The following is a 22,373-nucleotide window of genomic DNA, read 5'->3' as shown; positions in this document are numbered from 1 at the left end:
CGGTAGAGATGCTTAGGCTACGGTCAGCATGACGTGCTATTTCCCAACGTTCTGGTTATCTCAGGAAATCAGCTACATCAGCGCCTAGAAGAAGCCCAGCTTCTGCTGGCTGTAGCTGATGAGCATGTTCTTGTTTTGGCGGTAGTGGCTCAGCATCATCTTGTGGTTTTCGCGGCCGAAGCCCGAGGCTTTGTAGCCGCCGAAGGGCGCACCGGCCGGGTAGTCGTGGTAGCAGTTCACCCACACACGGCCGGCCTCGATGGCGCGGGGCACCTGGTACAGCTCGTGGGCGTCGCGCGTCCACACGCCGGCGCCGAGGCCGTAGAGCGTGTCGTTGGCAATTTCAATGGCTTCTTCTACCGTACTGAACGTGGTGACGGACACCACCGGGCCGAAGATTTCCTCCTGGAAAATCCGCATCTTGTTGTGGCCCCGGAACATGGTGGGCTGGATGTAGTAGCCCTCGCCCAGCGCGCCGTCTTCCTGGGTGTAGGCGTCGCCGCCCACCAGCACTTCGGCCCCTTCGGCCTTGCCGATTTCGAGGTAGCTCAGGATTTTCTCGAACTGGTCGTTCGAAGCCTGCGCACCCATCATCGTATTCATATCGAGTGGGTTGCCCAGCTTGATGGCTTTCACGCGCTCGATGACGCGGGCAATAAAGTCGTCGTAGATGTCTTCGTGAATAAGCATCCGCGAGGGGCAAGTGCAGATTTCGCCCTGGTTCAGGGCAAACATCACGGCGCCTTCGATGGCTTTGTCGAGGAAGTCGTCGTCGGCGTCCATCACGCTCTTGAAGAAGATGTTCGGCGACTTGCCGCCCAGCTCCATCGTCACGGGAATGAGGTTTTCGGCGGCGTACTGCATGATGAGGCGGCCGGTAGTCGTCTCACCCGTGAAGCTGGCCTTGTTGATGCGCGGCGACGAGGCCAGCGGCTTGCCGGCTTCCAGCCCGAAGCCGTTCACCACGTTGATGACCCCGGGCGGCACTAGGTCCTGAATCAGCTCCATGAGAATCATGATGCTGGCAGGGGTTTGCTCGGCGGGCTTCATCACCACGGTGCAGCCGGCGGCGATGGCGGGGGCCAGTTTCCAGGTGGCCATCAGCAGCGGGAAGTTCCAGGGAATAATCTGGCCGATGACGCCCAGCGGCTCCTGAATATTCATCGACACGGTGCTGCTGTTCAGCTCCGTCACGTTGCCTTCCTCGGCCCGAATCACGCTGGCGAAATAGCGAAAATGGTCGATGACCAGCGGCATATCCGCGTAAGTGGTTTCACGGATGGCCTTGCCATTCTCGACGCATTCCACGGCGGCGAGGTGGGCGAGGTTTTCCTCGATGCGGTTGGCGATTTTATTGAGGATGTTGCTGCGCTCGGTGGCGGAGGTTTTGCCCCAGGTTTTGAAGGCTTCGTGGGCGGCGTCGAGAGCCAAGTCGATGTCTTCCTTGGTGCTACGAGCTACTTTGGTGAAGACTTTGCCGTCGATGGGCGACGGGTTATCAAAGTACTGGCCCTTCACGGGCGCTACCCATTTGCCACCGATGAAGTTGTCGTAGTGGTTCTTGAACTGGGGGCGGGCCACCACGGTGGTGGTTTCTTCGAGAGTTTCAGCCATGGCTTTTAGATAGTGGGAATTAGGTGAAATGGAAACGATGTAAAGGTCCCCTTTTCCTTTGCCGGCCGGTTGTGGTATTGTCGCAAAGAGTGCCGAAATTGTCGCAACTTGCCATACCAACTCCGTGTTGGGAGTGTGTACTCCCTCACCAACTGCGCTTCTCCATGCCGACCCGTGTCCACTTGCCCGCCGCCGTTGCCCCGCTCGCCCTCGAACGCCTGCACTCGCTGGTCGAAAACCGCACGGTGTACAACCTGGAGGGCTTTGAGCTGAACGTATTCGAAACGCACCGCGCCGCTCACCGCGTGCCCCTGCGCCTCGAAGGCCTGGCCCTGACCACCATGCTGCGCGGCAAGAAAGTGATGCACCTGCCCGGCCGCGAAGCCTTTGACTACCTGCCCGGCGAGAGCGTAGTAGTGGACAAAGACGAGCTGATGGAAATCGACTTCCCCGAGGCCTGCCTGTGCCAGCCCACGCAGTGCCTGGCCGTGACCATTGCGCCCGATACCATCCGCCACACCGTGGATTTATTGAACGAGCGTTACCCCAAGGCCGAGCCCCACCACGCCTGGGCCATCGAAGGCCCCGAATACGCCCACCTCACCAACACGCCCGAGCTGACCGACACGCTGGGCCGCCTGGTGGCCGTGTCGCGCACTTCGGACATCAACAAAGACGTGTTGGCCGGCTTCACTTTGCAGGAGCTGCTGGTACGCCTGATGCAGACGCAGGCCCGCCAACTCATTTTCCACGACTACGCCCGGCACCTCACCACGCACCGTTTTGCGGCCGTGGTGGGCTACATCAAGGACCATCTTTCGGAAAACCTGACCATCGATAAGCTTAGCGCCCTGGCCTGCATGAGCAAGGCCACGTTCTTCCGGGTGTTCAAGCGCGAGTTTGGCATTACGCCGGTCGAGTATATCATCCGCGAGCGGCTGGGCGAAGCCAAGCGGCTGCTGCGCCACCCGCTGGCCAGCGTGGCGGAGGTGTGTTTGCGGGCCGGGTTTAATAATTTGTCGTACTTCCAGGCGCTGTTTAAGAAGTACGAGGGCGTGACGCCGGGGGCATACAAGAAGCAGCTGGCGGCGTAGACACTTTACACTGGAATGAAAAAGGCACGTCATGCTGAGCGCAGTCGAAGCATCTCTACCGCAATAAGTAAATAAATACTCTTCGCGGTAGAGATGCTTCGACTGCGCTCAGCATGACATTTTGTATTAATTCTTCACTTATACGCTGATTCACAGCAGCCCCAACTGCGCGGCCTGCCGGATAAGCAGGGCCGTATTGTTCACCCCGAACTTGGTGAGCAGGTTGCGGCGGTGGGTTTCGATGGTGAGCAGGCTCACATGCAGGTTGTCGGCGATGTGCTGGCTGGTATGGCCGTCGGCGATGGCAGCCAGCACCTCTTTTTCGCGGCGGGTGAGCAAGGGCGCGGCGGGCGCCGTGGGCGTTTCGAGCAGCAGGTGCTGCACATCGTCGCTGAAGTACTTTTTGCCGGCGTACACCTTCGTAATGGCCTCGGCCAGTTCTTCGGGCAGGGCATTCTTGAGCACGTAGCCGGCCGCGCCCGCCTGCATCATGCGCGTCACGTACAGCTTCTCGTTGAAGGTGGTGAGGGCCACAATTTTCAGATTGGGCAGCTCGGCGCTGAGCGTTTGGCACACGTCGAGGCCGCTGATGTCGGGCAGGTTGATGTCGAGCAGCAGCACATCGGGCCGCAGCTGGCGGGCGGCGGCCAGGCCCTCGGCGCCGGTGGCGGCCACGCCCACCACGGCCACGTACTCGAGGGGTTGCAACAGCGCTTTCAGGCCCTCGCGCACCATGGCGTGGTCGTCGACGATGAGAACGTGGATGGGCGACATGGCTATTCGGGCTTGAGGGTGAATTCGATGGTGACGGCGGTGCCCTGGCCGGGCTGCGACTGCACCTCCAGGGTACCGCCGAGGTAGTCGACGCGGGCTTGCAGGCTGCGCAGGCCCACGCCGGCGCTCAGGGGCCGGGCGGCGGGGTCGAAGCCCCGGCCGTCGTCCTCCACCACCACCTGCACCTGCTGCTCGTGCCGGGCGAGCTGCACGATGACCTGCCGGGCCTGCGCGTGCTTGAGCACGTTGTTGAGCAGCTCCTGCACCAAGCGGTACACCACCAGTTCGGTGCGCTGGGGCAGGCACTCGTCGAGACCAAACACGTCGCACTGCACCCGCAGCTGGCTCTGGCTTTGGGCAATGGTGTCGCAGAGGTCGCGCACGGCGGCGGGCAGGCCGAAGGTGAGCAGGGCCTCGGGCATGAGGTCGCGGGCCACGCGGCGCATCTCCCGGATGGAGCTGTCGAGGTGCTCGATGGAGCGCGTGAAAAGGTGGGCGCTTTCGGGCGTGAGCACGAGGTTGCCGCGGGCGCTGCCCAGGTAGAGCTTCACGGTGGAAAGCATGCCGCCGAGGCCGTCGTGCAGGTCGCGGGCCAGGCGGCTGCGCTCTTCTTCCTGGCCTTTGAGCATGGCCTCGGTGGCCAGCAGCTGGCGCTCCTGGTGCAGGGCGGCAATCTGGCGCGCCTGCGCCTGCTGGCGCTGGCGCTCGCGCTGCCGCCGCTGCCGCAGCACCAGGTAGGCGATAGCGCCCAGCAGCAGCAGCCCGCCCACCAAGCTGATGTAGAATAGATTGAGCGCCCGCTGGCGTTTCAGGTCGGCCTGCTGCAGCTGCTGGGTTTGGCGCAGGACGCGGATTTGCTGCGTTTTCTGGCGGGCCTGGTACTGGTTTTCGAGGGCGTTGACCTGGGTTTTGCTGGCGGTGGCGGCCAGGCTGTCCTGCAGGCGGTGGGCCTGCTGGGTGTAGCGCAGGGCCAGCGGGAAGTCGCGGGCCTGCTCCTCCAGAGTAGCCAGTGCGGCCAGGGTTTCGCTTTCGGTTTGGGGGTCGTGCGTTTGGTGGAAGTAGCGGCGGCCGGCGGCCAGGTTCTGGCGAGCGGCGGGGTAGTGGCGCAGCTGGGTTTCGGCCTGGCCCAGCGCCAGCAGCAGCTTGGCGGCCGACGCCGGGTCGGCCTTGGCGCGCATCAGGGCCAGGGCGCGCTGCAGGTCGGCGCGGGCCTGCTGGGGGCGGCCGGCGGCCTGGTGGTAGGCGCCCAGAATGGTGTAGTATTCGCCTTTGAAAGGCTCGGCCTTGCCGGCGGCTACCAGCCGGGCGGCTTTGTCGAGGTAGCTTTTGGCGGCGGGCAGCTGCTTTTCCAGCGTTAGCTGCTCGGCCATGTTCAGATACGCCACAATGAGGTAGGGCGCGAAAGGGGCCGGCTCCTGGAGCGCAATGGCGCGGCGCCAGTAATATTTGGCCTTGTCGGGTTGCTTGAGTATGCCAAAACGGCTGCCCACGTTGTAGTAAATGGCCCCCAGCAGGGCGCTGTCGCCGAGCTGGCCGGCGTAGCGCGCGCCCAGCAGGTAGGCCTGCACTTCGCCCGCAAAATTGCCCTGCTTGGCCAGCAGCGTGCCTTCGTTCACTGATATGGAAGCCAGGGTTTGGAGCACCTGGCGGCGCGGGTGCTGCCGGTAGAGCGGCGCCAGCACGGCGCGGGCGCGAGCGTTGCAGGCGGCGGCGCGGGCGTCCTGCCCCAGCAGGTTGTAGAAGGTGCCCAGGTTGAGCAGCGTCTGGGCCTCACCCAGCGCGTAGGGGCCGCGGCGGGCATAGCGCAGGGCCTGCAGCAGGTGCGCGTGGGTACGGGCCGTGTCGGTGGCCTGGTACTGGGCCGAGAGCAGCAGGCTGAACTTGGTCCGCATCGAGTCGGTGGTGGCGCGGCGCAGCTGGCGCGTCAGGCTGTCGACCAGGGCCGGGCTCTGGGCCGCGGCCGGGCCGGACCACAGGCCCGGCAGCAGGAGCAAAAGGCTGCCGCGCAGCAACAAACGAAGCATGGACCGGCGGAATAAGTGAGGCATCGGGGCAGACAAACCTAGCAGGTAGCGCGGCGGCCATTGCCATGCACCGGCAAAAATACTGGTTTACCAGTAGGCCAAAATCCCCGTTTCCGGGGAAATGAACGGGTTTTGACGGCTCTACCTTTGTCGGGCAATCCCGGACCATCTTTCCGGCGGCCTCCCTCCTTCCCATGAAAACGCTTACTTCCCTCCTGCGGGCCGGCGCGGCCGCGCTGCTGCTCGCCGCCCCGGCCCGCGCCCAAACCCCCATCGCCAACGCCTCCTTTGAAACCTGGGCCGGCACGCCCGAAAAGCCCGCCGGCTGGCTCACCACCGACGACGTGTACGCGGCCGTGTTTGGGGTGCAGGTGGCCACCGGTACCGTGCGCAAAAGCCCGGCCGCCCACAGCGGCACCTTCGCGGCGCAGCTGCAAACCACCACGGCCCAGGGCCTGGGCACCAACGCGGGCACGCTGGTGCTGGGCAGCGCCCTCAGCATCAACGCCCAGTTTGATTTTGAGAAAATTGGCCAGCCCTACACCGGCCGGCCCGCCAGTCTGCAGTTCTACTACCGCCTCAGCGGCCCCCTCACCGATTCTGCCGGGGTGGCCCTGGAGCTCACGCGCCGCGTGAACGGCCAGCGCGTGGTGGTGGGCTACGCCGGCCAGCCGGGCCGGGCCGGCTACCCGCTGCCGGCCCTGGCCGCAGCCTACACGCTGGCCACGGTACCCATTCAGTACGTCTCGAACCTGCCGCCCGACTCGGTGCGCATCAGCTTCACCTCGGGCGAAGCCGATGTGCTAACGGCGGGCACCACTTTGCTCATCGACGACGTGGCCCTGGTGGGCGGCACCCTGCCCACCCGCACCGCCCGCGCCGAAACCGCCCTGCTGGCCTACCCCAACCCCAGCCCCGACGGCCGCTTCACCCTGCAGCTGCCCGCCCCTACCGCCGCCGCCGAGGTGCGCGTGACCGATGCCCTGGGCCGCGAAGTAGCCCGCGAAGCCTGGGCCAACGCGCCGCGCCGCAGCCAGGTGCTCAACCTCCTGGCGCAGCCCGCCGGCCTCTACACGGTGCGCGTGCTGACGGCCGCCGGCCTGGCGGTGTGCCGCATCAGCATCCGCTAGCCCAACAGCTTTGCCAACGCCCCCATTCCCGGTCCGGCGTCCTCAACCCATTCATTCTTACTTTCACTGCGCTGCATGTTCCTAAAATTCTTGCTCCTACTGAGTGGTTGCCTGACGGCTTCCGTGGCCCTGGCCCAAACCGCCACTCCAACCCTCGACGCCCCCGAAGCAGCCAAGTGGCGGTTTTTCGCAGAAGCCGGTCCCAAATTCAGCCAGTTCAACAGCACCTACCACAGCACCAACGTCCTGGCTTTTGTGTCCGGCGGCTACCCGAGCGAGTATTCGCGCGAGTTTCAGGTTGATAACACCTACGCGGCCTTTGCCGGGGTGAAGGCCCTGCGCTTTCTGTCGAAGCACCTGGCGGCGTCCGGCGGCGCCGGGCTCGACATGCAGCAAATCGACTTCACCACCACCACGCGCGGCCGGTTTCCGCCCTTCCGCACCAGCCAGGGCGAGCACGTGGTGCGCCTGCTCACCCGCCTGCGCGTGGATGGCGGCCTGCACTACGCGCTGGGGCTGGGCACCGGCAGCCACCTGCTGGCGGGCCTGAGCCTGGGCCAGCAGGTGAACATGTCGCGCCAAGGCTACAGCTATTCGTTTGTGCAACCCGAGCTGAGCTTCACCCACGGCAATGTGCTGGTGTCGGCCCGCGCGTCTTTCATGCCCTACAACACCACCCTGCCCGACATAGAGGAAATCAGCCGCCGCGACGACCGCCCCGTGGTGGAGCGCAACGAGTACCGTGTGAGCGAGTTCAGCTTGTCGCTGGGTGTGAAGCTGTAGTGCGGCGCGGCCACGCCCCCCGCCGGCAAATGCCGCCGAATGCCGCCGGGCGGTTTTCACCCATTCATTGTTTTTCATGAAACGCATGCCCACCTTTTTTCTGCTTGTTTCTTTACTGATGGCGGGGGCTATGTCGGCGGGGTGTGCCCGGCGCACTTTCGAGGGGCAGGCGCTGGCCCCGGCCGCGCTGGCGGCCCACCGCACGGTGGCCATTCTGCCCTTTGCGGTGGAGCTGGAGCGGCTGCGCGACGTGGTGGCGCACCCCGGGGCCTGGGCCGATACCGCGGCCCAGCTGGCCGCCAATCCGTTGCAGCAGGCGCTGAGTGCCGAGCGCCGGCAGCTGGGCTACCAGCTGCAAGCCGCCCTCCAGGCCGAACTCATGCACCAGCAAGCGGGGCGCCCCGCCACCAGCGCCTTCCAGAACCCGGCCGAAACCAACCAGCGCCTGGCCCGCGCCGGCATCACCTACGAGAATCTTCCCACCCGCTCGATGGCCGAGCTGCGGACGGCCCTCGGCGTCGACGCCGTGCTCACGGGCCAAACCTACATGCGTCAGCTGCTGCCCGGCGGCGTGAGCATCGCCGTGTTTGTGCTCAGCAACAACGGCGCCAACCCCATGACCGACAATACGGTGCGCACCGGACTCAACATTTACGACACCCAGAGCGGCCAACTCGTGTGGCGCTTCGACCACGAGCTGCGCGGCAAGCCCAGCACCAGCCCCGTAGCGCTGGCCAAGGCCCTAGTGCGCGATATGCAGGACGGCTTTCCGTATTTTAAAAAGTAGCGCGGCGGCGGCAGGACGCGCGACGCCTGCTGGCGCAATAAGCTTTCGGGGTATCCGGGTTAAAACACCACGCTGTACGGCTCATCAGCCAGCTTTCGAACATCCTGGTGCAGCTCCACGCCTAGGATTTCGTGCACGTTGGCCCGCATGCGGTTCGACATTTGGGTGAGCGGGAGGTCGTTGCTGTCCTTGCCGAAGGGGTCTTCGATTTCGTCGCCAATCATCTCCACGCCCAGCAGGGCGTAGGCCCCGAACATGGTGATGGGCACCGTGAGCCACACATAGGTATCGAGCAGATTGAAGGGCATGGTGAGGATGAACACCGTGACGAAGCCCTTGATGAAATAGCTGTAGGAGAACGGAATAGGTGTACCTTTGATGCGCTCGCAGGCCCCGGCCACGTCGAGCAAAGCCTCGTGGTGGCGCTGGATGGTGATGAGATGCGTGGGCAGAATAACCTCTTCGCGCAGCAGCCGCTCGTAGAACTCCTGGAGCATGGCCGCCAGGCGGGAAGGCACGTGCCGCACGGTTTGCAAATGCTCAATAAAACCGGGCTCAACGGCTTCCAGCTTTTCGAAGCGGACGCCTTTGCGCAGGTGGCCGTCGAGGGCAATGGGGAAGTTGGAGAGCAGCCGGGCGAGGTAGGTGCGGGAAGCGTGGTCGTGGGCCGGGAGGCGGGCGTGGAGCAGGCCGGCCAGGTTGCGGCAGTTGTTGGTGAGGTGGCCCCAGAGGCGGCGGCCTTCGTAAAACCGGTCGTAGGCCGTGTTGGTCCGGAAGGCCAGCAGCAGGCTGAGCAGGATGCCCAGAAACGAGAAAAACTCCTTGTCGACGGGCACGTTCAGGCGCTCGAAGTGGGTGACCAGGGCCGTGACGGCGGTGGCATAGAGCCCCACGAACAGCACCCGTTTCAGCAGCAGGCGGATGATGCCGGAGGCGCGCAGGTGGCGCAGGGCCTCCCACCAATCGGAGGATTTGTAGACAATCATATCGGGAAGCGACGGCGGCTTGCGGGCCGCTGCACCGGTCAAAATTACGCCGTTCTATCGGCGCGAGCGGCGCAGCGGCGGCTGGCGGCCGGGCAGGCGGGTTATTCTTCTTTGGCGAAGCGCAGCACCTGCTCGTTCACCCGCACGAGGCTGATGCCGGTGGGCAGCGCCCGCACGTCGAGGGCGTGCGCCTGGCCGCCGGCCAGCGAATAGCGTGCCAGCAAGCGGCCCGCCAGGTCGTGGATGGTCACGGCGCACGGGCCGGCGGGCAGCCCGCTCAGGTCGAGCGTGGCGGTGCTACGGGCGGGGTTGGGGTACAGGGCAACGGGCAACGCCGCCGCGCCGCCAAACTGCACCACCCGCACCGGCGAGTACGTGGCCGTGCCATCGGTATCAACCTGGCGCAGGCGGTAGTAGAGCCGCCGGCCCACGCGGCGGGCCTGCTCATCGGCGAAAGCGTAGCGGAAACCGGCGCTGCTGGTGCCGTGGCCCGCCACGCGGCCCACCGGCCCGAACGCCTGCCCATCCACCGAGCGCTCGATTTCGAACCGGTCGTTGTGCAGCTCGGAGGCCGTGGCCCAGGCCAGTTGGGCGCTTGCCCCCGCGGCCACGGCCGTGAACTCACTCAGCGTGACCGGCAGCGGCGTGGCGGTGGCGAAGTTGACGGGCGTGGCGCTCGGCGCGTCGGCCTTGCGGTTGGCGGGCAGGGTGCCGCCGTCGGTGGAGCGGTCGGCATCGAGCACCTGGTCAGGCGAAATAAGGGTGCCGTCGGCCAGCATCTGGTAGCCCGCGTTGGGGCGCGCGGTGGCGGTGCTGGCGTAGGCCGTGTTGAATGCCTGGGCGGGCACGGCACTGGCCGACGCATACGTGACGCGGACGGTGAACGTGATGCCAACCGTTTGGCCGGCCTGCAGGGCCTGGGTGCCCAGCAACAGGCCGGTGGCATTGCCCTGGCCCGTGAAACCGGCATTGGCGGCGCTGGCGGGCAGGTCGCCGGTCAGGGCCGGGGTTTTGACAATGGCGACGCTGGTAGCGCCGGGGAAGGTGGTATTGGTACCGCCGGCCGAATACAGGAACTCGTTGACCTGCACGTTGGGCGTTTCGGCGGCGCTGGTGTTGCGCAGCCGGATGGTGTAGGGCACGTCGTAGACCGTGGGCGTGCGGCGCGTGACGGTGCCGGCGGCTTTCACCACGTCGAGGGCCTCCGCGGGGAAGGCACAGCTGGCCCCGTCGCCCTGCGAGGAGGTATTGGCCGTGCCAATGGCGGTGCTTTGGCCGGTGCTGAGATTGTAGAGGTAGAAGGTGCCGCCGTTGCCCGCGCCGTAGAGCGTGCCGGTGGCGTCGAAAAACAACGAGCCCATGTCGTCGCCGCTGCTGGCCGTGCTCAGCACGGTCACGGGCTTGCTGGCGTTGGCGCTGGCCAGGTCGATGCTGTAGAGGTCGTTGGGGTAGCGCGAGGTGTAGAGCAGGCCCGAAGCCGGGTCGAAAGCAATATCGCCGCATTTCACCGACTGGCTCAGGGCCACGGTGCTGGCCGTGAAGGCCTTCAAATCGGCCCGGTAGAGGGTACTGGTCGTGTTATTGGCCAGGTAGTAGTTGCCCTGGTTGTCGGCGGTGGCGGAGTTGAAACCCGCGCCGGTGGGCAGGCCCGGCACCTTACCCAGGTTGCGCACGCCGTCCTGGCTGAGCTGGTACAGGTTGTAGGGGCTGTTGATGCCAATGGCGTACAGATAGCCGTCCTGCCCACTGAGGGCCAAGCCGTTCACTTGCTCGCCGGTGTCGTAGAGCAGGTTGGCCGCGTAGGTAATCTGGCCGCCGGCACTGGTGCTGCGGCTCAGGCGGTAGAGCTTGGCCGTGGTGCCGGACTGGCTGATTTGGAAGAACTCGCCGGTGCATACAAAGGGCCGCCCGCCCACGCGCAGCCGGATGGTGGCCGGGCTGCTCGGCGCCCCGGCCCGGTCGTTGACGGTGTAGGCCACGTCCACGTCGCCGGTGTAGCCGCTGGCGGGCGTAAAAGTCACGTCGCCGGTGCCGGGGTCGGCCAGGAGCACGCCTTCGGGCAGGGTGCGCTGGGGTTGCACGCCGGCCTGGGCCTGGTCGAGGTCGAGGGTGGCGTAGTCGAAGCCGCTGGCGGCTACCGCGTCGTTGGCGGTAGGCCGGAAAGTGCGGGCCGTCTGGTAGGTGATGAGCACCACGTCGTCGTTGGCGAGCGGACCCACTTTCACGGTGATGGCAGCGGTGCCGGAAGCCTGACCCGCCGCGTCGAGCACGATGTAGGAGATGGAAGTGGTTGTGCCCGTGAAAGTAGCCCCCGGCGTGAAGGTGACGTTGCCGAGGTTGTCTACATCGAACCGGCCGTTGCCAGTGGTGCGCGTGATGGCCCGCACGCCGTTGCCGGCGTTGCCGTCCAGGTCCACGGTGGCGGGGTCGGGCGCGCCGGTGTCGTTGGCCGTTACGGAGAAGGTGACCGGGGTGCGGCCGGCGGTAGTGGCCTGGTCGGCCACGGCCGTGGGGCGGGCCCAGGCCGCCGGGCTCACGCCCAAAAAGAGGCCCAAAAGCAGGCCGATATTGCGTAGCTGATTCATCATATCAATAGAGCAAGAATAGCAGAAGATTAATAGCACCGAATCCGATGTCGTTACCCGCAAAGATACGCCCCTCCTATTTGCTGGGTGCAATTATGTTTTTACACGTTATTGCTATTCTTTACAATTTGAACACTTTTTATAACTAATTAAAATAAAAGTTCAATTCTGAACCTCTTTATCGAACAGTCCGGCCGGACGGGCGCACGGCTTGCCGGCACTTGCCTAACGCCCACCCGGCCACCGGTCCGCCGCAACTATCCCGGTCCCGGCTTGTTGGCAAACCGTTCTACCTGGGCAGCAACTCGCCCGCTTTTCATTTCATGCCCGAGCTTATTTCAGCCCCTGTTTCAGTGCCCTCGCCCCATCACCCGGCCCCGCTTTTGAGCAATGCGCTGGTTTGGCTCATGGCCCTCACCTGCGGGCTGGTGGTGGCCAACATCTACTACAACCAGCCGCTGCTGGCCGCCATCGGCCGTACCTTCCATAAAACCGACAGCGGGGCCAGCCTGACGGCCACGGCCACGCAGGTGGGCTACACGCTGGGCATGCTCTTCGTGGTGCCGCTCGGCGACATGCTGGAGCGCAAGCGCCTGATGCTGCTCATGCTGCTGGGCGCGGCCGGGGCCATGGCGCTGGCGGCGTGGGCGCCCACGTTTGGGCTGCTGGCGGTGGCCAGCGTGCTCATCGGCGTGCTGTCGGCGGTGCCGCAGCTGCTGGTGCCCATGGCCGCGCACCTGGCCCCCGAGGCCGAGCGGGGCCGCGTGGTGGGCCGGGTGATGAGTGGGCTGCTCATCGGCATTCTGCTCTCGCGCACCGTGAGCGGCTACGTGGGGCTGCACCTGGGCTGGCGGGCCATGTTCGAAATCGGGGCCGGGCTTATGGTGGCGCTGGTGGCCCTGCTGGCCTGGCAGCTGCCGCGCGACCAGCCCACGTTCACCGGCTCGTATGCCTCGCTGATGAAGTCGCTGGGCACGCTGGTTCGGGAGCAACCGGCCTTGCGGCGGGCGGCGCTGGTGGGCGCGTTCCTGTTCGCCGCCTTCAGCGTGTTCTGGACCACACTGGCCTTTTACCTCGAAGGCCCCCGCTTCCACTACGGCTCCGACGTGGCCGGTTTCTTTGGGCTGATTGGGGCATTTGGGGCTCTGGCCGCGCCGCTGGCCGGCAAAACGGCCGATACCCGCGGGTCTGACTATACCATCCGGCTGGGCATCTTGCTGGCGCTGGGGGCCTACGCGGTGCTGGGCTTCGGCGGGCTGTACGTGGCCGGGCTGGTGGTGGGCGTCATCGTGCTCGATGTGGGCGTGCAGGCGGCGCACATTTCCAATCAGTCGCTCATCTTCTCGCTCGTGCCCGAGGCCCGCAGCCGCCTCAACACCGTGTACATGACGGGCTACTTCACCGGCGGCTCGCTGGGCTCGGTGCTCGGCGGCCTGGCCTGGACGCATGCCGGCTGGCCGGGGGTGTGCGGGCTGGGCGCCGGGCTGGCGGGCGCGGCGTTTCTGGTGAGCCGGTTCTACGGGCGTAAGTAACCTCGGCGGCGGGCGTTACTCAGCAACGGCAGTTGCCAAGCGTGCCAGACAGGTTTTCAGGCTGGCCTGCCAGTGCGGAATGGCCAGGCCCAGCTGCGTTTTGGCCTTGGTCTTGTCCATCACCGAAAACGCCGGGCGCGTGGCCTTCGTGGGGTATTCGCTGGTGCGGATGGGCACGGTCCGAACCGTGGTGCCACTCAGCTCGAAGATGGCCGTGGCGAAGTCGTACCACGACGTCACGCCCTCGTTGCTGTAGTGGTAGAGGCCAAATGCCTGGCTCTGGCTTTCGATGATGCTCAAAATAGCCTCGGCCAAATCGATAGCGTAGGTGGGCGTGCCCACTTGGTCCCAGATGATGCGCAACTCGTCGCGCTCCTGGCCCAGCTTGAGCATGGTTTTCACGAAGTTGCCCGCGAATTCGGAGTACAGCCAGCTGGTGCGCAGAATGAAATACCGGTCCGTGAGCGTCGCAATCACCTGCTCGCCCTCCAGCTTGGTGAGGCCGTAGGCGCTGATGGGCGCGGTGTCGTCGGTTTCGGTGAGGGGCTGGTTGCCGGTGCCGGCAAACACAAAATCGGTCGAAATCTGGATGAGTACCGTGCCGTGCTCGCCGCACAGCCGGGCCAGGTTTTCCACGCCGTCGCGGTTGATGCGGCGGGCCAGCTCCAGCTCGTCTTCGGCCTTGTCCACCGCCGTATAAGCCGCACAGTTGATGACGTAAGCCGGCTGGTGTTGCTCAAACAAGGCCGTGAGCCCGGCCACGTCCAGAATATTGGCCTGCGCCTCGGGCAGAAACTCCAGACCGCCCACGTTCCGCTCCCGCGCCACGTGCGCCAAGCACTGCCCCAACTGCCCGGAGGCCCCAAAAACCAATACCTTACCCATAATCAACGCGGCTTTGCTTACTCTTTTTCGAGGCGCAAGTTAGCGTCGCCGGGCGGGCGTTTGTTGTCGATGGGGACGAAACGCTGCTCCCGGGGCTGCTTTTCGCTCAGGTATTTCCAGTAGCGCAGCGGCATGTGGCGGCGGTGCAACTTCAGGTTTTTACGCTCCGGAATGTTCACGTGGTCGAAATACGCCTGCCAGAGCAGCCGGAACAGCGGCTCCCGCTCGTCAAGCACCGTGGCCGAAATGTCGCTTGATTTGGTACCCGCCGCGTTTTCAAACTGCACCACGTCGGTGCGCGTCAGGTCATAATACAGCCCGTAGTGGCGGCGGCGGTCATAAATCAGCCAGCGCTGGTCGGCGTAGCGCTTGGTGAAGTGCGCGGCGATGAGCGGCAGCACATCCATATCCGGCTCGATGGTGGCGTGAAACAGCTCGTCCTGCGTTTTCTCGAAGCGCACGAAGGCTTCCATGCGGTGCTTCTCCCGAAACATCATCTGGCCCAGGCGCTGCACGCGGCGCACGTCGGCGTTGGCGTAGTTCTCGGCAATGTCTTGCCCGGCGCGCAAGGCCAAATCCACGTACCGGAAAATCAGCAGCTCCCGGTCCGCATCCTCGCTCAGAAACACGTGGTAGAGGCGCGTGCGGGCCTCGGGGTCCATCGTTTTCAAGAGTCCCTCCCACACGCGGGCAGCCTGTGCCTCATCGGTTTCGCGGTGGGCCAGCTGGGCAAACAGGCCGGTTTGGGCCGTGGCCTCGGGCTGAATGCTGTTGGGCGCCGCCCGCCAGTCGTACACCGTGAACAGCACCGTGAGCAGACCCTCAAACGTGCCGTCGTAGGTGTAGTCGCGCGGTGCGGCCGTGAGCAGGGGCGCGCCGGCGCGGCGCGGGGCGGCAGGCGCCAGGGCGGTGGTGGGGCGGCGGATGGGTTTCAAGGGCATGGTAGCGTGGACTCTGTGAGTCCGCGCATGACAGGCGCAGACAAACGGATGGAAACGCGGACTCGCAGAGTCCACGCTACAGTCCTTACGCCGCCTGCTGGCGCTGCTCGCCGCCCAGCTGGGCCTGGTGCCGGGCGCGGGCCTCGTCGTGCAGCTGGCGCACCAGCGGCATCAGCTCGCTGATGCGGCAGACGCAGGAAAGGCGGGAAACTTTGTCCGACGATTGCGTGGGAAGAATGGGCTGGTTTTGGCGGTGAATGACTTTCATGACAGAAAAAAAGATGTCGTTTTGGATGCCGCCCAGGCTGCTTTTCGACAGCGAAAGTTGGCCGTTGGAAAAAAGAGCGTCGTAATTCATTGCGATTAAGAAGCCTGCGCAAACAGGTCGAGTTGTTGGGTAACGAGGGCGGAGCGCACCGAGCCGGCGCCGAACAGAATCTGGCGGCGCACCTGCTGCTCGGTCAGCTCGCCGATGAGGGGCTGGTGCTCGCCCTGGCAGGTGAGGAAGTATTTGGCCCGCTTGAGCACCACGCCCAGCTGGCGCAGCGTCTCCATGTTCAGCTTGGCGAAGCGGCGGGCGGCCACGATGCGCTTGGCCGAGCGCGCGCCCACCCCCGGGATGCGCAGTATCATTTCGTACTCGGCCGTGTTCACGTCCACCGGAAACACGTGGCGGTTGCGCAGGGCCCAGGCCAGCTTGGGGTCGATTTCGAGGTCGAGGTGCGGGTGGGCGGGGTCAAGGATTTCGTCGGCCTGGAAGCCGTAGAAGCGCATCAGCCAGTCGGTCTGGTACAGGCGGTGCTCCCGGATGACCGGCGGCTGCGTCACCTGCGGCAGGCGGGCGTCATCGGTCACGGGGATGTAGCCGGAGTAGTACACGCGCTTCAGCCCGTAGCCCTGGTAGAGCGAGTCGGTGAGCTTGATAATTTGCAGGTCCGTTTCGGCACTGGCGCCCACGATGAGCTGCGTCGTCTGGCCGGCTGTGGCGAAGTTGGGCACTTTCTTGAAAAGCGCCTTTTCCTCCTTATTCTGGGCAATGCCGTCCCGAATCTGGCTCATCGGGGTCAGGATTTCCTGGTAGTTTTTCTCCGGCGCCAGCGTGGTCAGGGCCAGCTCCGACGGCAATTCGATGTTCACGCTGAGGCGGTCGGCGTACAGGCCGGCCTCGGCAATCAGCTCCTCCGAAGCGCCGGGAATGGTTTTGACGTGGATGTAGCCGTTGAACTTGTGCTCGGTGCGCAGCTTTTTCACGATGCGCACGAGACGCTCCATCGTGTAGTCGGGGCTGGAGAAAATGCCGGAACTCAGAAACAGCCCTTCGATGTAGTTGCGACGGTAGAAGTTGATAGTCAAGTCCACCACTTCATCCACGGTGAAGGCGGCGCGCTTCACGTCGTTCGAGCGGCGCGACACGCAGTAGGCGCAGTCGAAAATGCAGTGGTTGGTGAGCAGGATTTTCAGCAAGCTCACGCAGCGACCATCCTCGGTATAGCTATGGCAAATGCCCATGCCCTCGGCGTTGCCGAGGCCTTTGTTCTCGTTTTTGCGCTTGGCACCGCTGCTGCTGCACGAAGCATCGTACTTCGCGGCATCAGCTAATATGCTTAGTTTCTCTTGAATGCGCTCGTTCATGAGGAAGGACTTGCTTTCGGGCTTAAAAGTAATAAACAGCGGCCGTAATGGCACAATGATTTAAGCTAATTTTTTTGGGAATAGTTTCTTTTTTCGAGAAAATACCTCTTTTGTTTTGCACCCGGTTTTTAGTAAAACCGGCGTCGTTGGCAGCAAGTGCCTGTTTGGACAAACTGCACGAGCACCGGAATAGGATTGAAGCTTTAAATTGGTCGATGTAGGGGCGAGGCTTGCCCCCGCCCGGCTATTCGCGCCGCCTCAACGGTTCCGTTCAACGACCGGGTAGGGGCAGCCCCTGCCCCTGCCCAGTCAACCAATCCGGCCCCTTGTGCAACGTGCGCAGCCCACGACGGCTCCTTTTCGTAATTTGCAGCGTTACGCCCCATTATGAGCTTTCGAGGTTGGTTTCTGTTGCTGTTTATGCTGCTGGGTTTCGTGGCCCGGCCTGTAGCGGCGCAGACGTTTGACCCGCGCTCAGCCATTCCGCCCGACTCGCTGAAGGCGGCCGAGGAAATCCTGCCCCACCGCGCCGACTCCCTGCGCCGCCGCTTCGACGAGGAACGCATCCTCAACCGCCTCAAGGCTTACTCGCGCCGCAAAACCATCGTCGGCAAAGCCCTTTCGGGCCTGCTCAACTTCACCCAACGCCAGGAAGAGCAGGCCGGGCTCGATGCCGTGCTGCTCAACCGGCAGTTCGACCAGCACAACTTCAAGATTGTGCGCAGCATCAACATCCGCACGCTCGATGCTTTCGGCTACAGCCTGTCCGACTCGACGCGCATCCCGCGCTCGTTCTGGGAAAAGTCGGGCAACACGCTCCACATCAAAACCGCCCGCTCGCGGGTGCGGCAGGTGCTGCTGTTTCGGCCGGGCCAGCAGCTGGAGCCCCAGGCCCTGGCCGAGTCGGAGCGCCTGCTGCGCCAGACGCCCGAAATCCTGGACGCCCGCGTGCTGGTGAACGAGCACAGCAGCACCCGCGACAGCGTCGACATCACGGTGCTCACCACCGACGTGTTCAGCATCACGGCCGGCTACGAGCTGGGTTCGGCCACGGCCGGCCTCATCACCCTCGGCGACGACAACTTCCTGGGCCTGGGCCACCAGCTCGAAAACGAGTACCGCTACGGCCGCGGCCTGAGCACCGAAAACGGCGAAAACCCGCAGCAATGGTCCTACGAGGGCCGGTACACGGCGCCGTTTCGCAACTTCGTGTACGGTCAGGCTCGCTACCGCAACGAGTACAACTACCGCGCAGGCGGCGTCACGCTCAAGCGCGATTTCTACTCGCCCAGCGCCCGCTACGCCGGTGCCATCAGCTTCGACAGCTACTCTCAGAACGTGGCCCTGCGCACCCCGCCGCCCGGCCAGCCCTACATCTACTACCCGCTGCGCTCGCTGGTGCAGGATGCCTGGGTGGGCCGCTCGCTGCGCCTGCGCTCCTACGACTTAGGCTACGAAAACCCCGGCCGCGTGATTGTGGCGGCCAGGCTGCTGCGCACCCAGTTCAGCGCCGTGCCCCAGCCCGACCCCAGCACCGGCATCGAGCCGCCCGACTACCACGACGGTACCCTGATGCTGGGCACCGTGGGCTACTCCGTGCGCCGCTACTATAAGGACCGGTACTTGTTCGGCTTTGGCCGCACCGAGGACGTGCCGGCGGGCACCCTGCTCAGCCTCACCGTGGGCTACGACGTGAACCGCGTGGTGCCGCGCCGCTACTTGGCCGCGCGCGTGGCGGCGGCGGGCTTCAGCATGCGCAGCGGCTACCTGCTCGGCGCCGTGGACCTGAGCATTTTCCAGCGCATGGACCAAACCCGCGGCTGGGAACAGGGCGTGCTGAGCACCGAATTCACGTCCTTCACCAAGCTCTACCACCTCGGCAACTGGCAGTACCGGCACTTCCTGAGCAGCAAGGGCACCATCGGCATCGACCGGCGCCCCGGCGACCTGCTCCAGGGTATCACCAACGACCGGGGCCTGCGGGGCTTTTCGCCGGCCTCGCCGGTGCTGGCCACCAGCCGCTTCGTGGTGAACTACGAAACCACCTTGTTTACGCCGCTCTCGCTGCTGGGCTTCCGGCTGGCAGGCGTGGCCTTCGCCGATGCGGCCTGGGTGAGCGACCGTCCCGGCGGCGGCTCCCCGTTTGGGGGCGCGCCCTACACGGGCTTTGGCCTGGGGCTGCGCTTCCGCAACGAGTTCACGGCCCTGCGCACGTTCCAGCTGCTCATCGGCTACTACCCGCGCGGCATCGCGGCGCCCAACGGCGTCCGCATGTTCGAATCGACGCGCGAAACGGTGACGTTCACCGACTTTGGCCTCGGCTCGCCTGGCACCGCGCCGTATCAGTAAGGGGACAGGAAGTGCCGTCTGAACGACGTAGGGGCGGGGCTGGCCCCCGCCCGGCTATGCGCGCCGTTTAAACGATTTCGTTCAATGACGGGCGGGGGCCAGCCCCGCCCCTACGTTGTTCAGACAAAACAACTACTCCATTAAAAGCAAAAGCCCCGCCTCTAAATGAGGCGGGGCTTTTCGTTCACTTAAAATAAAGCACTCGTTAGCAACACACTTGATAAAATAGGTTAAAACCGAATAGCTGGAACTCACATTCCGATAGTGGTATAAAGCAGCCAGTTTTGCGGAAGCTTGCTGGCCGGGAAAAATAGGCTGGCCGTTGTCGGTGGGCCGGTTTAGCGGTCGGCGGTGAAGGCGATGGGCACGGTGCAGGCCACGCGCACGGGCTGGCCGTTTGAGCGGGCGGGCTCCCAAGGCGGCATCATCCAGACGAGGCGCAGGGCTTCGTCGTTGAGGCCGCTGCCGGGGCCACTGATGACGTGGGCGTCAACGACTTTGCCCTTGGCATCGAGAATAAAATTAACGAATACCCGGCCCGAGACACGCCGCTGCAACGCCACTTGCGGGTAGCGGATGGATTTGGCGAGGTAGGCGGTGAAGGCCTTGTCGCCGCCCACGAACTGGGGCCGCACTTCGGGGTTGATGAACACCGAATCGGGGCTGATGGTGGGTGCGGCCGGCACCATGGGGGGCACGGGCGCGGCGGCCGGCGCATTCACTACGGCCGTGTGCCGCGCCTGGGTGGAGGCGTAAGGCCCCGTTTGCGCCTGGCTATGGCCGGTGGTCAGAAACCCCAACAAGGCCATGAACGAAAAAAAGCGTAAAGAATGGGTCACAGATTGATGAGTTGAGATGAGAGATATAGGATTGACTCAGCTAAGTGCCTTCTAACTTTTAACGAAATAAAGATACAAAATGTTTTTATAAAAATTGTCTTTTCGCCAGAAAAAATCTTTTCAATCTTTAATACAAAGCAACTCTATTAGTGCACTTATATCACTTCCTTTTATCAAAAAACGGGTTTTAACCGCTTTTTAAGCACTTATTAACGATGCAAAAATACACGCTTTTATCATTTTATAAATGTCCGACAGGTTATTTTTTCGTGGTTTTCCATTTAACTATTTCAAGATTTATCAGAACCAGCATATTGCCGATACAGGGTTTGGCCTTCGTTATGAACAAGTGTGTATTTCGCAATAAATAGCAATAATCCGCTACGAGGCTGCGGATTGGCGGTGTACTGGTGGCATCTTTCCTTTGCAAAGAATCTGGCGCCGGGCCGACGCTTGTTGTTGCTTTCTTGCCTCGTGGGCAGGGCTGGCCGCTGAGTAGCTGACGGCTTGTTTCCTTTTCCAGACTCCTGTTATTTAATGAATGACCAGAAAACATCCTGGCGCTGTGCACCGGCAATTCGTGCCGCAGCCAGCTGCTGCACGGCTACCTGGCCGAAGCCCTGGGCAAATGGGCGGCGGTGTACAGCGCGGGGTGGAAATACACGGCCTCAACCCGCGCGGTGCGGGTGATGGCCGAGGATGGCGTGGACATCTCCGGCCACGCTAGCAACCACGTGGACGAGTACGCCAGCGTACCCTTCGACTGCGTTGTTACGGTGTGCGACCACGCCAACGAGGTGTGCCCGGTGTTCCCATCGTTGGCTCAGAAGCGGCACCACAACTTCCCGGACCCCGCCAGGGCGACGGGCAGCGAGGAGGAAACAATGGCGCAGTTCCGCGCAGTGCGCAACCAGGTGAAGGCCTACGCGCAGGATTTTGTGCGGGAAGCATTTTAGCCGGAAGTATCCTCGTGCGGCGCGATGACTATTCTTATTCTATGAAGTAGCCCTCAGCCCGTCATGTTGAGCGCCGCCGAGACATCTCGCGTGGGGTGGTAAACACTAACGATTGGGTTACTTCGACACGCGAGATGTCTCGGCAAGCTCGACATGACGGGCTGTAATATTGCTCCTTCCTCTCTCCTACCCTTCCTTCTCTCGTTCTATTCCCATGCACTTACTTCCCCTCATGGCCGCGCACTGGCCGGCCGTGCGCGCCATCTACGCCGAGGGCATGGCCACCGGCAATGCCACTTTCACCACCGAGCCGCCCGCGTGGGAGGCCTGGGATGCCAGCCACCTGCCCACCTGCCGCCTGGTGGCCGCCGATGCGGCGGGGCAGGTGCTGGGCTGGGCGGCGCTGTCGCCGGTGTCGGGCCGCTGCGTGTATGCGGGCGTGGCCGAGGTGAGCGTGTACGTGGGCGCTGCGGCCCGGGGGCAGGGCGTGGGGCGGGCGCTGATGAATGCGCTGGTGACCGAATCGGAGCAAAACGGCTTGTGGACGCTGCAAGCCGGTATTTTTCCCGAAAACACGGCCAGCCTGCGCCTGCACGAAGCCGTGGGCTTCCGGCCGGTGGGCCGCCGGGAGCGCATCGGCCAGCTGCACGGCCACTGGCGCAACACCCTGCTGCTGGAGCGCCGCAGCGCCGTGGTGGGCACTACTGATACTATTTTGGCCTGATGCAACCAACGCTAAGAACCTGCCTGCTGGCCGAAGTGCTGGGCACGGCCATCCTATTGATATTCGGAACGGGCGCGGCGGTGGTCGATGCCCAAACGCACGCGCTGGGGCACGGCGGCGTGGCGGCGGCTTTCGGGCTGGTGGTGTTCATCATCATCCAGAGCCTGGGCGAAACCAGCGGCGCCCACGTGAACCCGGCTGTGACGGTGGCCTTCTGGGCCATGGGGCGCTTCCCGGGGCGGCGGGTGCTGCCCTACGCGCTGGCGCAGCTGGCGGGCGCGGCCCTGGGCAGCTTTTTGGTGAAGCTCATTGCCGGGCCGGGCTCCGACCTGGGGGCCACGCTGCCGGCCCACGGCGCGGGGCAGGCGCTGGGCATCGAGGCCTTCCTCACCTTCTGGCTGATGCTGGTGATTTTCCGGGTCACGTCGGGCTCGAAGGAGGTGGGCATGCTGGCGGGGCTGGCCATCAGCGCCACGGTGGCACTGGAGGCGCTGGTGGCCGGCCCGCTCACGGGCGCGAGCATGAACCCGGCACGCTCGCTGGCTCCGGCGCTTTTTAGTGGGATTTGGACGGACTGGTGGGTGTATGTGGTGGGGCCGATGGCCGGCGCGCTGCTGGCCGTGGCGGTGGATAGGGGCTTGCAGCTGCGCCGGGCGGCGGAAACTGCATAAGCATACGCTCCGGACGCAAAACGAAGAAGTCCCGGCTACTTGCCCGGGACTTCTTCGTTTTACAGTT

At 64.2% G+C, this 22,373-nt stretch carries 19 protein-coding genes; 9 read left to right on the top strand and 10 right to left on the bottom strand.

The genetic code is table 11. From position 1 onward, the window contains the following. Positions 1–84 precede the first annotated feature (84 nt). Positions 85–1,614, bottom strand: a complete 1,530-nt coding sequence (locus Q5H92_RS09415) for an aldehyde dehydrogenase family protein (RefSeq protein ID WP_305011262.1) — start codon at positions 1,612–1,614, stop codon at positions 85–87. A gap of 164 nt (positions 1,615–1,778) precedes the next feature. Between Q5H92_RS09415 and Q5H92_RS09410 the strand changes: the two genes are divergently transcribed. Continuing rightward, positions 1,779–2,708 carry a helix-turn-helix transcriptional regulator gene (locus tag Q5H92_RS09410; protein WP_305011261.1) on the top strand — a complete coding sequence of 310 codons (930 nt, stop codon included), beginning with the start codon at positions 1,779–1,781 and terminating at the stop codon, positions 2,706–2,708. 150 nt (positions 2,709–2,858) lie between these two features. Here Q5H92_RS09410 and Q5H92_RS09405 read toward each other — a convergent pair whose 3' ends face one another. Next, entirely contained in the window at positions 2,859–3,482 is a 624-nt protein-coding gene (locus Q5H92_RS09405) for a response regulator (protein WP_305011260.1), read from the bottom strand. A gap of 2 nt (positions 3,483–3,484) precedes the next feature. Then, positions 3,485–5,506 carry a sensor histidine kinase gene (locus Q5H92_RS09400; protein ID WP_305011259.1) on the bottom strand — a complete coding sequence of 674 codons (2,022 nt, stop codon included), beginning with the start codon at positions 5,504–5,506 and terminating at the stop codon, positions 3,485–3,487. 194 nt (positions 5,507–5,700) lie between these two features. On the opposite strand from Q5H92_RS09400, the gene Q5H92_RS09395 reads away from it, so the two are divergent. From Q5H92_RS09395 to Q5H92_RS09385, 3 genes are all read left to right on the top strand, one after another. Then, positions 5,701–6,636 carry a T9SS type A sorting domain-containing protein gene (locus Q5H92_RS09395; protein ID WP_305011258.1) on the top strand — a complete coding sequence of 312 codons (936 nt, stop codon included), beginning with the start codon at positions 5,701–5,703 and terminating at the stop codon, positions 6,634–6,636. Positions 6,637–6,711: 75 nt separating this feature from the next. Next, complete coding sequence (locus Q5H92_RS09390; protein ID WP_305011257.1) at positions 6,712–7,419, top strand: hypothetical protein; 708 nt, start codon at positions 6,712–6,714, stop codon at positions 7,417–7,419. A gap of 85 nt (positions 7,420–7,504) precedes the next feature. Continuing rightward, entirely contained in the window at positions 7,505–8,206 is a 702-nt protein-coding gene (locus Q5H92_RS09385; protein WP_305011256.1) for a hypothetical protein, read from the top strand. Positions 8,207–8,265: 59 nt separating this feature from the next. Here Q5H92_RS09385 and Q5H92_RS09380 read toward each other — a convergent pair whose 3' ends face one another. Together Q5H92_RS09380 and Q5H92_RS09375 are read right to left on the bottom strand one after the other, a co-directional pair. Then, on the bottom strand, positions 8,266–9,192 hold the full coding sequence (locus tag Q5H92_RS09380; RefSeq protein WP_305011255.1) for a bestrophin family protein: 927 nt from the start codon (positions 9,190–9,192) through the stop codon (positions 8,266–8,268). Between the two features lie 101 nt (positions 9,193–9,293). After that, positions 9,294–11,780 (bottom strand): Ig-like domain-containing protein, encoded by a 2,487-nt coding sequence (locus Q5H92_RS09375; RefSeq protein ID WP_305011254.1) that lies wholly within the window; start codon positions 11,778–11,780, stop codon positions 9,294–9,296. Positions 11,781–12,100: 320 nt separating this feature from the next. Here Q5H92_RS09375 and Q5H92_RS09370 point away from each other — a divergent pair, with 320 nt between their 5' ends. After that, complete coding sequence (locus Q5H92_RS09370; RefSeq protein WP_305011253.1) at positions 12,101–13,309, top strand: MFS transporter; 1,209 nt, start codon at positions 12,101–12,103, stop codon at positions 13,307–13,309. Between the two features lie 15 nt (positions 13,310–13,324). Here Q5H92_RS09370 and rfbD read toward each other — a convergent pair whose 3' ends face one another. From rfbD to Q5H92_RS09350, 4 genes are all read right to left on the bottom strand, one after another. Beyond that, a complete protein-coding gene (gene rfbD, locus Q5H92_RS09365) occupies positions 13,325–14,194 on the bottom strand; it encodes a dTDP-4-dehydrorhamnose reductase (RefSeq protein WP_305011252.1) in 870 nt (289 codons plus the stop codon). Between the two features lie 17 nt (positions 14,195–14,211). Next, entirely contained in the window at positions 14,212–15,135 is a 924-nt protein-coding gene (locus Q5H92_RS09360; RefSeq protein ID WP_305011251.1) for a TIGR03915 family putative DNA repair protein, read from the bottom strand. An 85-nt stretch (positions 15,136–15,220) separates the two neighbouring features. Continuing rightward, positions 15,221–15,403, bottom strand: a complete 183-nt coding sequence (locus Q5H92_RS09355) for a hypothetical protein (protein WP_305011250.1) — start codon at positions 15,401–15,403, stop codon at positions 15,221–15,223. A gap of 95 nt (positions 15,404–15,498) precedes the next feature. Further along, the gene (locus Q5H92_RS09350; RefSeq protein ID WP_305011249.1) at positions 15,499–16,767 is read right to left on the bottom strand and encodes a putative DNA modification/repair radical SAM protein; all 1,269 of its coding nucleotides are present in this window, start codon (positions 16,765–16,767) and stop codon (positions 15,499–15,501) included. Positions 16,768–17,154: 387 nt separating this feature from the next. Here Q5H92_RS09350 and Q5H92_RS09345 point away from each other — a divergent pair, with 387 nt between their 5' ends. Beyond that, complete coding sequence (locus Q5H92_RS09345) at positions 17,155–19,116, top strand: BamA/TamA family outer membrane protein (protein WP_305011248.1); 1,962 nt, start codon at positions 17,155–17,157, stop codon at positions 19,114–19,116. 338 nt (positions 19,117–19,454) lie between these two features. Here Q5H92_RS09345 and Q5H92_RS09340 read toward each other — a convergent pair whose 3' ends face one another. Further along, positions 19,455–19,955 carry an energy transducer TonB gene (locus tag Q5H92_RS09340; RefSeq protein ID WP_305011247.1) on the bottom strand — a complete coding sequence of 167 codons (501 nt, stop codon included), beginning with the start codon at positions 19,953–19,955 and terminating at the stop codon, positions 19,455–19,457. Positions 19,956–20,509: 554 nt separating this feature from the next. On the opposite strand from Q5H92_RS09340, the gene Q5H92_RS09335 reads away from it, so the two are divergent. The 3 genes from Q5H92_RS09335 (at position 20,510) to Q5H92_RS09325 (ending at position 22,306) form a co-directional block, all read left to right on the top strand. Then, complete coding sequence (locus Q5H92_RS09335) at positions 20,510–20,911, top strand: arsenate reductase ArsC (protein ID WP_305011487.1); 402 nt, start codon at positions 20,510–20,512, stop codon at positions 20,909–20,911. A gap of 214 nt (positions 20,912–21,125) precedes the next feature. Further along, complete coding sequence (locus tag Q5H92_RS09330; protein ID WP_305011246.1) at positions 21,126–21,635, top strand: GNAT family N-acetyltransferase; 510 nt, start codon at positions 21,126–21,128, stop codon at positions 21,633–21,635. Then, complete coding sequence (locus Q5H92_RS09325) at positions 21,635–22,306, top strand: MIP/aquaporin family protein (protein ID WP_305011245.1); 672 nt, start codon at positions 21,635–21,637, stop codon at positions 22,304–22,306. The genes Q5H92_RS09330 and Q5H92_RS09325 overlap by 1 nt, the downstream gene beginning before the upstream one ends. Positions 22,307–22,373: the final 67 nt, after the last annotated feature.

The sequence above is a fragment of the Hymenobacter mellowenesis genome, assembly GCF_030581005.1.
GTDB classification, from domain to species: domain Bacteria; phylum Bacteroidota; class Bacteroidia; order Cytophagales; family Hymenobacteraceae; genus Hymenobacter; species Hymenobacter mellowenesis.
This window is presented reverse-complemented; position numbering and strand designations above follow the sequence as displayed.